Raw genomic sequence first — 18268 nt, forward strand, 5'->3', positions numbered from 1 at the left:
CTCGCCCAGCAGGCGTTCGGTCAGCGCGTCCGGTGTCGGGTAGTCGAACACCAGGGTGGTGGGCAGCCGCAGCCCGGTGGCCCGGCTCAGCCGGCCGCGCAGTTCCACCGCGGTGAGCGAGTCGAAGCCGAACTCCCGGAACGGACGATCCTCCGGAATGTCCTGCGCCCCAGCGTGACCGAGGACCCCGGCGGCTTCGGCGCGCACGAAGTCGAGCAGCGCGTCGTGTCGTTCGGACTCGGGCAGGTCGGCCAATCGCGTCCGCAATCCGGAGGATTCGCCGGTCTCGGGCTCTTCGGCCGCGGGCCGCGCATCGTAGAGTTCGGCCAGCAGCGGGCTGGGCCGCGCGATGGTGAACGTGGCACCGAAGCGCTCCCAGTCGATGTCGGCCAGGGTGATGGTCGCGTCGTCCTGGCCGACGGCGTGGCGCAGGGCGGTGAAGCCGAGTTCGGTTGTCAGGCTGGCCACCCCGCGTCGACGCAGCTGCTCCACCGACGCCCCGGGCGCCATGGTCCCCTCCGTCCATGGCCCCCAGGCGATCGCGGTCGCGACCAGACCGCGGTCACGGCGTCGCTGCGCGACCGTCTCCAGATGGGCGTTCGCCGCCGCGCTGGCGGCCTGGCCCGCACCACCCCACACCCCCGAGATCGAGGAGAACAGGACGAAGGCGTCCAGCGCCCGGTCACCGAAGACGGCATCGAGATTCTCCGCGCCGGACACCTTGGCCGCGAACACCTCCGCGGCGGTGCCGGGATCGAACTCCGACAGTCCGGCGGTGGCGCTCACCCCGGCCGCGTGCACGACCGCGCGCACGGGGCCGCCGTCGGATTCGATCTCGCGGACCAGTTCCGCCAGCGCGGTCCGGTCGGCCACATCGCAGGCCGCGACCGTCACCCGCACACCGAGTTCCGCGACCAGTTCCCGCGCCCCGGGCGCGGCCGAGCCACGGCGGGACACCAGCACGAGGTGATCGGCCCCGGCCTCGGCGAGTCGACGCGCGATCCGCGAGCCCACCGCGCCGGTGCCGCCGGTGATCAAAACCGTTCCCGCCGGCCGCCATTCGTCGGCGCGACCCGCTCCGGCCCGCACCAGCCGGCGGGCCGATACCCCGGACGAGCGCACCGCCACCTGGTCCTCGCCGGTGGTCCCGGCCAGGACTCCGGCCAGGCGCGCGGCCGTGTGCTCGGTGAGCGTCTCGGGCACATCGACGAGTCCGCCCCAGCCGCGCGGGAACTCCAGCGCCGCGACCCGACCCAAGGCCCACAGCTGCGCCTGCCCGGCGTCGACGGCACGATCGGACCGCCCGATCGACACCGCGCCCCGGGTGACACACCACAGCGGGACGTCCGGCTGCGAATCCTGAAGGGCGCGTATGGCTTCCACGGTGGCGGTGAGCCCACGCGGCAGTGTCGTGGGCACGTGGTCCGCTGTCGCGTCCAATGCCAGCAGGGACAGCACCCCGGCGGTCTCGGCCCCGTCGACGAGGACCTCACGCAGCCGATGCGGTGCCACGGTGACCGCCTTCGCGCCGTGCCGTTCGAGCGCCTCGACGAATTCCCCGGCGTCACAGCTCTCGGGCGTGAGTACCAGCCAGGTGCCCGAGATGGCGGGCGGCTGATCGGCGACCGGCTGCCAGCCGATTCGATAGCGCAGCGCGTCCACCGCCGAGCGGGTGCGACGGCGTTCCCGCCACCGTGACAGCATCGGTAGCGCCGCGGTCAGCGTGGACCGCTGCTCGTCACCGTCGCCGACGGTCGCGGCGAGTGCGTCCAGGTCCCCACGGTCGACGGCCTCCCAGAAGGCGGCGTCCACGACCTCGTCGGAGCCGGAATGCGGTGTCAGCCAATACCGTGCGCGCTGGAACGCGTAGGTGGGCAGGTCCACTCGACGGCCGCCCGCGAACAGCTCACCCCACTGCGCCCCGATGCCTCGCACGTACAGCTGGGCCAGCGAGGCCAGCATGCGAGACTGTCCGCCCTCGTCGCGGCGCAGCGAACCGGTCACGATCACCGCGTCCTCGGCGAGCTCGAGCGCGGGGTCCTCGGCCACTTCCCGGATCGGGACCGTCAGCACGGGATGGGGGCTGGCCTCGACGAACACGCGGTGTCCAGCGGCCAGCAGCGCACCCACGGTGTCGGAGAACCGCACCGCCCCACGCAGGTTCCCGTACCAGTACTCGGCGTCGAGGCTCGTCCCGTCCACGATCGTGCCGGTCACCGTCGAGTAGAACGGCACCCGGGACGCCTGCGGTGCGACGGACGCGAGATCCGAAAGCAGTTGCTCGCGAAGCGGTTCCACCTGTGCCGAGTGGGAGGCCACGCCCGCGAGCACCGGGCGGGCGTCGATGTCGGGCAGGCTCGCCCGCAGTTCCTCCAGCGCCGTACTCGTGCCCGAGACGACCACGCGCCGTGGCCCGTTCACCGCGCCGATGGCGAGCTGATCGCCCCACGGCGCGAGCAGTTCGGCGACCTCGTCGGCGGGCAGCGGCACCGACAGCAGTCCGGTGTGGCCGACGAGCGCGGTCAGAGCCCGGCTGCGCAGCGCCACGACCCGGGCACCGTCGGCGAGCGACAGCGCACCGGCGACGCACGCCGCAGCGACCTCGCCCTGCGAATGGCCCACCACCGCAGCCGGTTCCACGCCCATCGAGCGCCACCATTCGGCCAACGCCACCAGGATCGCCCACAGCACCGGCTGGAGCACGTCCAGGCGTTGCAGAGCGTCCTCGTCGGCGATGGCGTCGCGCAGCGACCAGTCGACATAGGGGGCCAGCGCCCGTTCGCAGTCGGCCAGCCGGGCCGCGAACACCGGTGACGAATCCGCCAGCGCCAGTGCCATTCCCGGCCATTGGGAGCCTTGGCCGGGGAAGACGAACACGACCTTGCCCGGCTCGCCCGCGTTGCCCTCGATCACGGCCGGATCGCTCGTGCCCGCGGCCAGGGCGGCCGTCCCGGCCAGCAGTTCGGCCCGGTCCGCGCCGACCACCACCGCGCGCCGCGGGTACGCCGAGCGGGTGGTGGCCAGCGACAGTGCGATATCGACCGGCCGCAGGCTCGGATCGGCGAGCACCCGGGCCCGCAGTCGGCGCGCCTGCGCGCGCAAGGCCGCGTCGTTCTTGGCCGACAGCACCCAGGCCACCGCGTCGGGCTCGGGCTGCTCCGGTGCAACCTCCTGCGGCGGAGCCTGTTCGAGGATGAGATGCGCGTTGGTGCCGCTCAATCCGAACGAGGAGATGCCCGCCCGGCGCGGTGTGTCCGTGCGCGGCCACGGCACCTGTTCGGTCAGCAGTTCCACCGCGCCGAGCGTCCAGTCGACCTCGCCGGTGGGGCGGTCGATGTGCAGGGTGCGCGGCAGCGCTTCGTGCCGCAGCGCCAACACCATCTTGATCACCCCGGCCACCCCGGCCGCGGCCTGGGTGTGCCCGAGATTGGACTTCACCGAGCCCAGCCACAGCGGCCGGTCGCGATCGCGGCCGTAGGTGGCGAGTACCGCCTGCGCCTCGATGGGGTCGCCGAGCCGGGTTCCGGTGCCGTGCGCCTCGACCACGTCGACCTCGGCGGCGTCCAGACCGGCATTGGCCAGCGCCTGCCGGATGACCCGTTGCTGCGCGGGACCATTGGGCGCGGTGAGCCCGTTGGACGCGCCGTCCTGGTTGACCGCGCTGCCGCGCACCACCGCGAGCACCGGATGCCCGTTGCGTAGTGCGTCCGAAAGCCGTTCCACCAGAACCAGACCCACACCCTCGGAGAAGCCGGTGCCGTCGGCCGCGGCGGCGAAGGCCTTGCAGCGGCCGTCGGGTGCCAGACCGTCCTGCTGCGAGAAGTCCTCGAAGATCAGCGGGGTCGCCAGCACCGTGACGCCACCGGCCAAGGCCAGCGAGCATTCCCCGGCGCGCAGCGACTGCGCGGCCAGGTGCAGGGCGACCAGGGAGGACGAGCACGCGGTGTCGACCGTGACCGCCGGGCCCTCCAGCCCGAAGGTGTAGGCCACCCGCCCGGACACCACGCTGGTCGCGCCGCCGGTCAGGGCGTAGCCGTCGGCGGTGCCGCCGTACCCCTGCGCCCAGGTGCCCGCGAACACGCCGACCCGGCTGCCGCGCAGCGTCGTGGGATCGATGCCCGCGCGCTCGAAGGTCTCCTGCGAGACCTCGAGCAGCAGGCGCTGCTGGGGATCCATCGAGATCGCCTCGCGCGGTGAGATTCCGAAGAATCCGGCGTCGAAATCGCCCGCGTCGTAGAGGAATCCGCCCTCGGAGGTGACGGATCGACCCGACAGATCCCAGCCGCGGTCGCGCGGGAACTCCGACATCACGTCCGCGCCCTCGCTCAAGACCTGCCACAGGTCCTCGGGCGAGGCGATGCCGCCCGGGAACCGGCAGCTCATGGCGACAATGGCGATCGGTTCCTCGCCCGCCGAGACCGCCTCGGCGACTTCGACATTCGGTGCGGTCCCGGTCAGCTCGGAGCGAATGTAGCCCGCCAGGGACGCGGCGGTCGGATAGTCGAACACCAGGGTGGCGGGCAGCCGCAGCCCGGTGACCGCGCCGAGCCGGTTGCGCAGTTCCACCGCGGTGAGCGAATCGAAACCGAGATCGCTGAAGGCCCGGATGGCGTCGATCGCCTCCGGTCCGCCGTGGCCGAGGACCACGGCCGCATGGGTGCGCACCAGCAGCACCAGGTATTCGTCGCGCTCGAGCGGTGTCATCCCGGCCAGACGGCTCAGCAGGGAGGCGTCCGCGGCGATGGATTCGGCCGCATTGCGGCGTCCGCGCGCCCGCACCAGGCCGGTCAGCAAGGGCGGGACGGGTGCCGCGATGCGCGCGGTGTCGAGGTGGAACGGCAGCAGCAGCGCCCGCTCGGCGCGCAGCCCGGCGTCGAACAGGGCCAGACCTTCGGTGGTGGACAACGGTTTCGAACCGCCGCGGGCCATGCGGGCCAGGTCGGTCGCGTCCAGGTGTGCCGAGATCGCGCTGCGCTGCTCCCACAGGCCCCACGCCAGCGCGGTGCCGGGCAGGCCGCGGGCGCGGCGGTGCTGGGCGAGGGCGTCCAGCACCGAGTTCGCGGCCGCGTAATTGCCCTGTCCCGCACCGCCGAAGGTGGCGGCGATGGAGGAGAACAGCACGAACTCGGCGAGGTCGAGGTGTTCGGTGAGGGCGTGCAGGTGCAGTGCCGCCTCGGCTTTGGGGCCGAGGACGGTGTCGAGCCGCTGCGGGGTGAGCGAGGCGATCACGCCGTCGTCCACGGTTCCGGCGGCGTGCACCACCGCGGTCAGCGGGTGCGCGGGCGGCACCAGGGTGAGCAGTCGTTCGACCTCGCCGCGGTCGGCGACATCGCACGCGACCGCGGTGACCTCGGCTCCCAGCTCGGTGAGATCGGCCTCGAGTTCCGGGGCGATGCGGCGGCGGCCGACCAGCAGCAGATGCCGAATCCCGTATTGGGTCACCAGGTGTCGGGCGACCAGACCGCCCAGCACACCGGTGGCCCCGGTCACCAGCACCGTGCCGTCCGGGTCGAGCGCGGCGGGCACCGTGAGCACGACCTTGCCGATGTGGCGGGCCTGGCTGACGAACCGGAACGCCTCTTTCGCCCGGTGGATGTCCCAGGCGGTGAACGGCAGCGGCCGCAGCACGCCCTGTTCGAACAGGGCGGCCACCTCGATCAGCAACTGCCCCAGTCGATCCGGTCCGGCCTCGAACAGTTCGAAGGCCCGATAGTCCACACCCGGATGGGCGGCGGCCACCCGCTGCGGGTCGCGGACGTCGGTCTTGCCCATCTCCAGGAAGCGGCCGCCGCGCGGCAGCAGACGCAGTGAGGCGTCGACGAATTCGTCCGCGAGCGAGTCGAGGACGATATCGACGCCCTGCCCGTCGGTGGCCTCGAGGAAGTGGCCCTCGAATTCGGTGGTCCGGGAGGAGGCGATGCGGTCCGGTGCGATCCCGTTCTCCCGCAGCACATTCCACTTGCCGGGGCTCGCGGTGCCGAACACCTCGGCCCCGAGATGGCGTGCCAGCTGGACCGCGGCCATGCCGACGCCGCCCGCCGCCGCGTGCACGAGCACCCGCTCCCCCGCTCGCACGTCGGCGAGATCGACGAGCGCGTAGTAGGCGGTGAGGAAGACCGCCGGAATGGTGGCGGCCTGCGCGAAGGTCAGGTTCGCGGGAATCGCGGTGACCAGGCGGTGGTCGGCGACGGCCACCGGTCCGAAGGCCCGGTCCAGCAGACCCATCACGCGGTCGCCGGGCGCGAGTCCGGTGACCCCGGGCCCGGTTTCGAGCACCACGCCCGCGCCTTCGAGCCCGAGCGGTGTTGCCGCACCGGGGTACATGCCCAGCGCGTTCAGCACATCGCGGAAGTTCACCCCGGCCGCCCGCACCGCGATGCGGACCTGGCCGGGTGCGAGGGGCGCGCTGGCGTCGGGATGCGGGAGGAGGGCGAGGTTTTCGAGGGTGCCCGCCGCGGTGGTGTCCAGCCGCCAGGTGTCGGCGTCGGGTGCGATCAATCCGGGTTCGGCCCGGGTCAGCCGGGGCGCGAGCACGGTTCCGGCGCGCACGGCCAGTTGCGGTTCGCCCGCGGCGAGCACGGTGGCCAGGGCGGGGGTCAGCCCGTCGTCGGAATCGATGTCCACGAGCAGGATTCGATCCGGGTTCTCCGACTGGGCCGACCGGACCAGACCCCACACGGCCGCGGTCGCGGGATCGGGCACGTCGCCGGGGACGGCCGCGACGGCGCGGCGGGTGACCACCAGCAGGGCCGAGGTGCTCTCGGCCAGCCACGCTTGCAGGGCCTCGAGCGTTCCGTGCACCGTAGGCAGGTCCCGGTACGCCTCGATCCGGAAACCATTGGCGCTCAATGCCTCCGCGACGACCTCAGCTCCGTCTGCGAGGACGGTCCAGCTGTCGTCGCGGCCGTGGGCCGCGTTCGCGGACACCGGGAGCCAGTCGATCGCGAACAGGGCGTCGCGTGCGATATCGCTGCGGGACAGTCGAGTCGGTGACACCGCGCGCAATACCAGCGATTCCACCTCTGCCACCGGCGCTCCGGCCGGATCGGATACCGACAGGGTGAATTGGCCGTTGCCGGTCGGGGCGAGCCGCACCCGCACGGCCGTCGCGCCGGTCGCGTACAGGGCCAGCGAGCGCCAGGAGAACGGCAGTCGCCCCTTCTCGTCGGGTGCTGCGAGGCCGAGCACATGCTGGGCCGCGTCCAGCAGGGCGGGATGGATCCCGAAGCGCTCGGTGTCCATGCTCTCCGGCAGCGCGACCTCGGCGAAGAACTCCTCGCCACGTCGCCAGGCCGCGCGCAGACCGCGGAAGGCGGGTCCGTAGGCGAACCCATCGGCGGCGACGCGGTCGTAATACCCGTCCAGTTCCAGGGATTCGGCGTCCGCGGGCGGCCAGTCGCCCACCGGGGACGGACTCTGGGGCGCATGCGGGGCCAGCATTCCCACGGCATGGCGCGTCCACGCCGCGTCGCTCGCGGCCGACTCCGGCCGTGCGTGCACGCTCACACTCCGGCGACCGTCGTCGCCGGGCGGTGCGACGGTCACCCGCAGGTCGAGGCCGCCGTGTGCGGGCAGCACCATCGGGGTTTCCAGGATCAGTTCCTCGATCAGCTCGCAGCCGACCTGATCCCCGGCCTGCACCGCCAGTTCGACGAAGGCGGTGCCGGGCAGCAGCACCGTGCCCAGCACGACGTGATCGGCCAGCCACGGCTGGGTCTGCACGGACAGTCGCCCGCTGAGCACCAGGGCCCCGGATTCCGGCAGCGCCACGGCGGCGCGCAGCAGCGGATGACCGGTCGCGTTCAGACCGGCGGCCGCCACGTCCGCGGCGGTGGCGGCGGGCCAGTACCGACGCCGTTGGAAGGCGTAGGTCGGCAGGTCGACCGTGGTCGTCACGCCGGGGAAGGCCGGGGCCCACTCGATGTCGACGCCGTCGACGTGCAGCTGCGCCAATGCGGTGAGCACCGCGGCTTCCTCCGGCCGGTCCGCGCGCAGGAATTGGGTGAAGGTCGCGTCGGGCACGCATTCCTGGCCCATGGCGGTGAGCACGCCCTCGGGACCGAGTTCGACGAAGACGTTCGCACCGAGTTCGGCGGCGCGCTGTATCCCGTCGGCGAAGCGCACGGCCTCGCGCACATGCCGGACCCAGTAGTCGGCGTCGTAGGCGCGCACCGGTTCCCCGGTCAGATTCGACACGATCGGAATCCGCGGCGGTGCGTAGGAGAGTTCGGCCGCGATCTCCCGGAACTCGTCGAGCATCGGCTCCATGAGCGGCGAGTGGAAGGCGTGGCTCACGGTGAGCCGCTTGGTCTTCCGATCGGGGAACCGCGCGGCGAGCGCGAGCACCGCGTCCTCCGCACCGGAGACCACCACCGCGCGCGGCCCATTGACCGCGGCGAGGCCGACCCGCTCGTTCAGCAGCGGCGTGACCTCGGCCTCGGTGGCCTGGATCGCGATCATCGCGCCGCCTGCGGGCAGCCGCTGCATGAGGCGACCTCGGGCCGCGACCAGCACGCAGGCGTCCTCGAGGGACAGCACGTCCGCGACATGCGCGGCGGCCAGCTCGCCGATCGAATGGCCGAGCAGGAATTCCGGTGTGAGGCCGAAGGATTCGGCCAATCGGAACAGGGCCACCTCGAGCGCGAACAGCGCGGCCTGGGTGTACCTCGTCTGGTCGAGGAGTTCGCCGTCGCCGAACAGGATTTCGCGCAGCGAGCCGCCGAGGCGTCCGTCGAGCTTGGCGCAGACCTCGTCCAGGGCGGCGGCGAACACCGGGAACCGTTGGTACAGCTCGCGTCCCATGCCGGGACGTTGGGAACCCTGACCCGAGAACAGGTAGGCGATCCGGGTCTCTCCCGACACCGTGCCCTCGACGAGTCCGGGGGCCGGTATGCCCTCGGCCAAGGCGCGCAGACCCGCCCGCAATTCCTCGCGGTCCGCGCCGATCACGACGGCACGGTGCTCCAGTGCCGCCCTGGTCGTCGCCAGTGTCAGCCCGATGGCCGCGTCGGTCTCCGGCGCGGTCTCGGTGTGGGACAGCAGTCGTTCGGCCTGCGCCCGCAGCGCGTTCCGGTCGCGGGCCGAAATCGGCCACGCCACCATCGATCCGGTCTCGGGGTCGCCCGCCGTGATCGCGGCGTCCTCGGTGAACTGTTCGAGAATGACGTGGGCATTGGTGCCGCTCACGCCGAAGGAGGACACACCCGCCCGATGCGGGCGGTCGTGGTCGGGCCAGGGGCGGGGTTCGGCGAGCAGTTCGACCGCGCCCGCACTCCAGTCGATGATGGGCGAGGGCACCTCGACGTGCAAGGTCTTGGGCAGCAACCCGTTTCGCATGGCCAGGACCATCTTGATGATCCCCGCGACACCGGCGGCGGCCTGCGTGTGGCCGATGTTCGACTTGATCGATCCGAGCAGCAGCGGTGTCTCGCGGTCCTGTCCGTAGGTGGCCAGCAGCGCCTGCGCCTCGATGGGATCACCCAGCACCGTCCCCGTACCGTGCGCCTCCACGGCGTCCACGTCCGACGCCGACAAACCGGCATTCGCCAACGCCTGACGGATGACTCGTTGCTGCGACGGACCATTGGGCGCGGTCAAACCATTCGACGCGCCATCTTGATTCACCGCCGACCCGCGCACGACGGCCAGCACCCGATGGCCGTTGCGGCGCGCGTCGGACAGCCGCTCGACGAGCAGCATGCCCGCGCCCTCGGCCCACCCGGTGCCATCGGCTCCGGCCGCGAACGCCTTGCAGCGGCCGTCGGCGGCCAGCCCGCGCTGGCGGGCGAATTCGGCGAAGATCTCCGGGGTCGAGATGACGGTCGCGCCGCCGACGAGCGCGAGGGTGCTTTCGCCGCGCCGCAGCGATTCCCCCGCCAGGTGCAGCGCCACCAGCGAGGACGAGCAGGCGGTGTCGACGGTCAGCGCGGGCCCCTCGAGACCGAAGGTATAGGCGATGCGGCCCGACAGCACGCTGGCCGCGCCGCCGGTGAGCGCGTAGCCCTCCGCGCCCGACATGGGTTGCCGCGCCGCGTATCCGGAGGCCACCGCCCCGATGAACACCCCGGCCCGGCTGCCGCGCAGCGAGGTCGGGTCGATGCCCGCGCGCTCGAAGACCTCCCACGCGGTTTCCAGCAGCAGCCGCTGCTGGGGGTCCATGGCCAGCGCCTCGCGCGGGGAGATGCCGAAGAATCCGGCGTCGAATTCGGCCATGTCGTGGACGAATCCGCCCTCGAGGGTGGTGGAGCTGCCCGCGGCGGCGGTGTCGTAGAGGTGTTCGAGGTCCCAGCCGCGGTCGGTCGGGAAGGCCCCGACGGCGTCCACCCCGTCGGTCAACAGCTGCCAGAGTTGTTCGGGCGTGCCGACTCCGCCGGGGAAGCGGCAGGTCATGCCGATAATCGCGAGCGGCTCGTCGGATGCGGCCGACACCGTCGCGGGTGTGGCCTCGGCCCGGGTTCCGGCCAGCCGGCCCAGCAGGTGGTCGGCGACGGCGGCCGGGGTGGGGTGGTCGAAGACCAGGGTGGCGGGCAGGCCGAGTCCGGTCGCGGTGTCGAGCCGGTTGCGCAGTTCCACGGCGGTGACCGAGTCGAATCCGATGTCGCGGAACGGCTGTCGGGCGGGAACCGCGTCGACCGTGGTGTGTCCGAGCACGGCGGCGACGGTGGACCGCACCAGGTCGAGCGCCGCCCGTTCCCGGTCGGCCGCGGGCAGTGCGGCGAGCGTGCCCGCCCACCCGGTGTCCTCGGCGGGTAGCGGCATCGAGGCGGCCGCGACCTGCGGGCTGCCCGCGGCGGGTGCGTCCAGCCAGTAGCGTTGGCGCTGGAAGGCGTACGCGGGCAGGTCGATTCGGCGCGCACCGGTCCCGGTGAACACGCTCGACCAGTCGACGGACGCGCCGTAGCTATAGGACTGCGCGACGGCCGTCAGGAACTGGTCGTAGCCGCCCTGGTCACGGCGCAGGGTACCGACGACGGCGGCCGGATCGGGGGTGTCGTCGAGGGTCGCCTGCACGGCGGGCACCAGCACCGGGTGCGGGCTGCATTCGACGAACAGTCGGTGCCCGTCGGCGACCAGGCCGCGGATCGCGGTCTCGAATCGCACCGGGCGACGCAGGTTTTCGTACCAGTAGTCGGCGTCCAGCGTCGTGGTGTCGGCCCAGTCGCCGAGGGTGGCGGAGAAGAACGGCACCGAGGCGGCCCGGGGCGTGAGGTCGGCCAGGGCCGCGAGCAACTCGGCGCGGATCCGCTCGACCTGGGTGGAGTGCGAGGCGTAATCGACGGGGACCTGGCGAATTCGAATGTCGTGCGCGGCACAGTGTTCGACCAATTCGGCCACCGCGGCCGGATCGCCGGACACCACGACCGCCGACGGTCCGTTCACCGCGGCGAGTTCGAGTCTGCCGTCCCATCGGCTGAGCAGCGCGGTCGCCGCCTCGGCGGTCATCGCGATCGAGGCCATGGCTCCGCCACCCGCCAGGGCCGTGAGCGCGCGGCTGCGCAATGCGACAACCTTGGCCGCATCGGACAGACTCAGGGCACCGGCCACACACCCCGCCGCGATCTCACCCTGCGAATGACCCACCACCGCAGCCGGTTCCACACCGTGCGCACGCCACAGCTCCGCCAACGACACCATCACCGCGAACAACACCGGCTGCACCACATCGACGCGTTCCAGCAGGTCGTCGTCACGCAGCGCGTCCAGTAGCCGCCAATCCACGTGGGGTTCCAGGGCGGCGGCGCATTCGGCCATGCGGGCGGCGAACTCCGGTGCGGACTCGAGCAGTTCGCTCGCCATCCCGACCCACTGTCCGCCCTGTCCCGGGAAGACGAACGCGACCCGGCCGCCGACGGCGACACCGCGCACCACGCGCGCGGATTGTTCACCGCGCGAGAGGATTTCGAGTTCGCGGCACAGCTCGTCCCGGTCACCGCCAAGGACGACTGCGCGGTGGTCGAAGGCGGCGCGGGTGGTCACCAGGGAGAAGCCGACATCCAGCGGGTCGGCCGTCCGCGCGGTCGACAGCAGCCGGGCGGCCTGGGCGTGGAGTGCGTCGGCGCTCTTGCCCGACAGCACCCACGGAATCGGTTCGACCGCGTGACGTTCGGGGGTATTCGACTGTGCCGCAGCGGCTTCGATCGGCACGCCCTCGACGATCACGTGAGCATTGGTGCCGCTGATGCCGAACGAGGACACCGCCGCGCGGCGCGGGCGCTCGTGCGCGGGCCATTCGATCGCCTCGGTGAGCAGTTCGACCGCGCCTTGGGACCAATCGACCTGCGGGGTGGGCGCATCCACGTGCAGGGTCTTGGGCAGGGTGCCGTGCCGCATGGCCATGACCATCTTGATCACCCCGCCGACGCCCGCGGCCGCCTGGGTGTGGCCGATATTGGACTTCAGCGAGCCGAGCCACAGCGGGTGGCCGTCGGGGCGCTCCTGCCCGTAGGTGGCGAGCAGGGCCTGCGCCTCGATGGGGTCGCCCAGCACCGTCCCGGTCCCGTGCGCCTCCACCGCGTCCACATCCGACGCCGACAAACCGGCATTCGCCAACGCCTGACGGATAACCCGTTGCTGCGACGGACCATTGGGCGCGGTCAAACCATTCGACGCACCGTCCTGATTCACCGCGGACCCGCGCACAACCGCCAAGACCCGATGGCCGTGGCGGCGTGCGTCCGAAAGTCGCTCGACCAGCAGCATGCCCACGCCCTCGGCCCAGCCGGTCCCGTTGGCGGCGGCGGAGAAGGACTTGCTGCGACCGTCCGGCGCGAGCGCCTGCTGCTTGCTGAATTCGACGAATACCGCCGGGGTGGGCATCACGGTCACGCCACCGGCCAGCGCCATGGAGCATTCCCCATTGCGCAACGCCTGACACGCCAGATGCAAGGCGACCAGCGAGGAGGAGCAGGCCGTGTCGACGGTGACCGCCGGGCCTTCCAGTCCGAACACGTACGACACCCGGCCCGAGGCGATGCTAGCCGCCCCGCCGGTGCCCACGTATCCGGCCAGTGCCTCGGGCACGGCGTGCAGGCGGGAGAGGTAGTCGTGGTACATGACACCGGCGAAGACGCCGGTGCGGCTGCCGCGCACCGTGTTCGGGTCGATTCCGGCGTGTTCGAAGGCCTCCCAGGTCGCTTCGAGCAGCAGCCGCTGCTGCGGGTCCATGGCGGTGGCCTCGCGCGGGCTGATTCCGAAGAAGCCCGCGTCGAATTCCGTGGCGTCGTAGAGGAATCCGCCCTCACGGACATAGCTGGTGCCGGTCCGTCCCGGATCGTCGCTGTATTCGACGCGCCAGCCGCGGTCGGCGGGGAACGCGCCGATGGCGTCGGTGCCCGCGGCCACCAGTCGCCACAGGTCGTCGGGTCCGGTGACGCCGCCGGGATAGCGGCAGCTCATGCCGACAATGGCGATCGGGTCGTCGGCGGTCGCGGCGGCCACCGTGATCGGGGCCGGTGCGCTGGTTTCGCCGAACAGTTCGGCGCGCAGCCAGCGGGCCAGCACCAGCGGTGTCGGGTGGTCGAAGACCAGGGTGGCGGGCAGGCGCAGGCCGGTGCGCTCGGCGAGCCGGTTGCGCAGTTCGACCGCCGTCAGTGAGTCGAATCCGAAGTCCCGGAAGGCCCGGGTCGCCTCGATCTCGCCGGATCCGGTGTGCCCCAGTACCACCGCGACCTCGGCGCACACCAGGTCGAAGACCACGCGCTCCTGTTCGACCTCGGCGAGGCCGGAAAGCCGTGCGGTCAGGGATGATTCGGCCGTCGCCCGCTTCGCCGGCACCCGGACCAGGCCGCGCAGCAGGGGCGGCAGCGACCCGTCGGCGGCCTGGGCGCGCAGCACGGACAGGTCCAGGCGCACGGGCGCGAGGACCGCTTCCTCGGAGGTCCACGCGGCATCCAGCAACGCCAGACCCTCGCTCGCGGACATGGTTCCGGAGCCGATTCGGGCGAGGCGGGCGGCGGTGGCCTCGTCCAGGTCCGCGGCCATGCCGTCGCTCTGCTCCCAGGTGCCCCAGGCCAGCGAGGTCGCGGGCAGGCCGCGGTCGCGGCGGTATTGGGCGAGGGCGTCGAGGAAGGTATTGGCGGCCGCGTAATTGCCCTGCCCGGACGCGCCCAGCACACCGGCGGCCGAGGAGAACAGCACGAAGGCGGAAAGCCCACGCTCCGCGGTGAGTTCGTGCAGGTGTACGGCGGCGTCGAGCTTGGGCCGCAGGACGGTGTCGAGACGTTCGGGGGTGAGGGCGGGGATCACGCCGTCGTCGAGCACACCGGCGATGTGCACGATCGCGGCCAGCTCGCGGTCGGCGAGCAGCTCCGCCACGGCGGACCGGTCGGCCAGATCGCAGGCGGCGGCCGTGACGGTCGCGCCGAGTGCGGTGAGTTCGGCGATCTGCTCGGGGCCGGGCGCGCGCCTGCCTACCAACAGCAAGCTGCGGACGCCGTGCTCGGTGACCAGGTGTCGGGCGACGAGGCGGCCCAGTGATCCGGCCGCGCCGGTCACCAGGACGGTGCCCTCGAGGGTCGGGAACTCGGTGGCCGACACCGGCATCGGGGCGAATCGGGGCACCCGATTCTGCCCGTCCCGCAGCACGATTTGCGGTTCACCGGTCGCCAGCGCGCGGGCCAGGAGTTCGGGGGCCGCGCCGTCGTGGTCGAGCAGCACGAACCGGCCGGGGTTCTCGGTCTGTGCGGAGCGCACCAGGCCCCACACCGCGGCATCGACCAGATCGGTGATCTCCGGTCCCGCCGCGCCTCGGGTCAGGAAGACCAGCGTGGAGTTCGCGAATCGCTCGTCGGCGAGCCAGGTCTGGATGGCGGCCAGCGCGCGATGGGTTGCGGTGTGCGCGGCCGCCACGACGTCCCCGCCGGTTCCCGGCTCGAAGGTCAGGGCCACATATTCCGCTGCGTCCGTGTCGATTTCGTCCAGCTCGCGAGCGAACTCGAGTGTCACCGGGTTGGGTGCCGCCGCGACCGTCGGCCAGTCGATGCGGAACAGTGACTGCCGCCGCGCCGTGCGGGGGCGTTCGAGTCCGGCCGCCGAGACCGGCCGTAGCGCCAGCGCGCCAATGGTGGCCACCGGGGCACCCGTGCCGTCGGCGAGGTCCAGGGCGACCGCGTCGGCCCCGGCCGGGGTCACGCGCACGCGCAGTGCGCTCGCGCCCACCGCGCGCAGGGCGATATCACGCCAGGAGAAGGGAACCCGACCCTGTTCCGCGTCGCGTCCGAGGCCCAGGGTGTGCAGGGCGGCGTCCAAGAGCGCGGGGTGCAGTCCATAGCGTTGGGCCTGTTCGGCATCGGGCAGTTCGACCTCGGCGAACAGTTCCCGACCGCGTCGCCATGCCGCGCGCAGCCCTTGGAACATCGGTCCGTAGTCGAATCCGACTGTCTCGCTGGCCCATTCGTAGTAGTCGTCCACCGCGAGGGCTTCGGCTCCGGCGGGCGGCCAGTCGGTCAGCGCTGCCGCTTCGAGGGACCCGGTGGCCAGCACGCCGGTGGCATTGCGGGTCCACGGCTCGTCCGCGTCGGCGTCCTCGGGGCGGGAATGCACGGTGACCGCCCGCCGTCCGGTGGCGTCGGGCGCGCCGACCAGCAACTGCACCACCATCCCGGTGCCGTCGCGCAGGATCAGCGGCGCTTCGAGGGTGAGTTCCTCGATGCGGTCGCAACCGACCTGATCGCCTGCCCGCGAAGCCAATTCGACGAACGCGGCACCGGGCAGCAGCACCCGGCCCAGCACGACGTGGTCGGCCAGCCACGGATGCGTGCGGGTGGACAGTCTGCCGGTCAGCAGCACCGAATCGGCGTCGGCCACGGTGATGGTGGCGCCCAGCAGCGGATGCTCGGCCGCGCCCAGGCCGGCCGCGGTGACATCCCCGCCCCCGGCGGGCGGCTGGATCCAGTACCGCTGCCGATCGAAGGCGTAGGTGGGCAGTTCGACACGGTGCGCGCCGGTCGCGGCGAGGACCCCGGTCCAATCGACCGGTGCGCCATGGACGTACGCCCGCGCGGCGGCGGTCAGGAACTGGTCGTAGCCGCCTTGATCGCGGCGCAGGGTGCCGGTGACGGCGGCGGGATCGGCATAGCCGTCGAGGGTTTCCTGCACCGCGGGCACCAGCACCGGATGCGGACTGCACTCGATGAACAGCCGGTAGCCCTCATCGAACAGGCCCCGGATGGCGGTGTCGAATCGCACTCGCTGCCGCAGGTTCTCGTACCAGTACCCGGCGTCGAGGCCCGTGGTGTCGATCCACTGTCCGGTCACCGTGGAGTAGAACGGCACCGTGGCGCGGCGCGGTGTGATCCCCGACAGCAGGGTCAGCAGTTCGTCGCGGATCTGCTCGACCTGGGCGGAGTGCGAGGCGTAATCGACCGGGATGCGCCGGGTTCGAATGTCGTGTCGGTCGCAGTGGTCGATGAGTTCGGCCATGGCGTCGGGCGCGCCGGAGATCACCACCGAGGTCGGTCCATTGACCGCCGCGAGCGCGAGTCGCCCATCCCACCGGGCCAGCAGGGTTTCGGCGGCCTCGGGGGTCAGGGCGAAGGACACCATGGCCCCGCTGCCCGCCAGCGCCGTCAGCGCGCGGCTGCGCAGCGCGGCGATCTTGGCCGCGTCGGTCAGGCTCAGGGCACCGGCGACACACGCGGCCGCGATCTCGCCCTGCGAATGCCCCACCACCGCAGCCGGTTCCACACCGTGGGCGCGCCACAGCTCGGCCAGCGACACCATCACCGCGAACAGCACCGGCTGGACCACATCGACGCGCTCGAGCAGTGCGCTGTCGTGGATCGCGTCCAGCAGTCGCCAGTCGACGTAAGGCTCCAGGGCCGCAGCGCATTCGGCCATTCGAGCGGCGAACACGGGCGATGACTCCAGCAGCCGCGCGGCCATACCGACCCACTGTCCACCCTGGCCGGGGAACAGGAAGGCGACACCGCCTTCGGCGACCACGCCCGTAGTCGTCCCGGGCGCGGGCGTGCCGTCGGCCAACGCGGTCAATTCGGTGAGGAGTTCGGCACGATTGCGGACCACCGCCACCGCGCGGTGCTCGAGCACGGCGCGGGTACTCGCGAGGGAGAACGCGACGTCGGGCAGCGCCAGATCCGCATGGGTGGTGAGATGGGACCGCAGCCGATCGGCCTGGGCCCGCAGCGCGGTGGCGGTGCGGCCGGACAGCATCACCGGAATAGCGTCCGGCACAAGCGCTTCCGTCGTCGGCGCGTCCGTCTCGGCGCTCGCGTCCCGCTCGTCTGCGACGGGAACGTCCTGTTCGAGGATGACGTGCGCGTTCGTGCCGCTGACGCCGAACGAGGACACCCCGGCGCGGCGCGGCGCACCGGTCCGCGGCCACGGCAGGTGTTCGGTCAGCAGCGACACCGCGCCCGCGGACCAGTCCACGTGCGGGGTCGGCTCGTCCACGTGCAGCGTGCGCGGCAACTGGCCGTGCCGAATCGCCATGACCATCTTGATGAGACCGGCCGCGCCCGCGGCGGCCTGGGTGTGACCGATGTTCGACTTGACCGAGCCCAGCCACAGCGGGCGTTCCCGGCCCTGGCCGTAGGCGGCCAGCAGTGCCTGCGCCTCGATGGGATCACCGAGCGTGGTTCCCGTGCCGTGGGCTTCGACCGCGTCGACCTCGGCGGCAGTGAGCCGCGCGTCGGCCAGCGCCGCCCGGATCACCTGCTGCTGTGACGGCCCGTTCGGGGCGGTCAGCCCATTGGACGCACCGTCCTGATTGACGGCCGACCCGCGTACCACCGCCAGCACCGGATGCCCGTGGCGGCGGGCGTCGGAAAGCCGTTCCAGCAGCAGCACTCCCGCGCCCTCGCCCCAGCCGACCCCGTCGGCGGCGCTGGCGAACGCCTTGCTGCGGCCGTCGGCGGCCATGCCGCCCTGGCGGGAGAACTCCACGAAGATGGTCGGGGTGGTCATGACGGTCACGCCACCGGCCAGGGCCATCGAACATTCGCCGCGCCGCAGCGCCTCGGCCGCGAGATGCAGGGCGACCAGCGAGGACGAGCAGGCGGTGTCCACGGTGAGCGCGGGCCCGGTGAATCCGAACGTGTAGGAGATGCGACCCGACAGCACCGCGGCGGTGGCGGCGGTGGCCAGGTAACCCTCGGTGAGCCGGGGCGCGGCCGTCAGCAGGTTCGCGTAGTCCTGCCCGTTGGTGCCCGCGAAGACGCCGATCTCCTTGCCGCGCACCGAGTCCGGGGCGATTCCGGCCCGTTCGAACGCCTCCCAGCAGACCTCGAGCAGCAGTCGCTGCTGCGGATCC

General features: G+C 72.2%; 1 pseudogene (cut by a window edge). It reads right to left on the reverse strand.

Annotated features, from left to right (window positions below):
- A pseudogene (locus VMT65_RS08780) lies at positions 1-18268 on the reverse strand (type I polyketide synthase) (its annotated part continues 359 nt past the right edge of the window); the annotation flags it as partial.

Source organism: Nocardia sp. CDC153, from assembly GCF_035818515.1.
Classification (GTDB): Bacteria; Actinomycetota; Actinomycetes; order Mycobacteriales; family Mycobacteriaceae; genus Nocardia.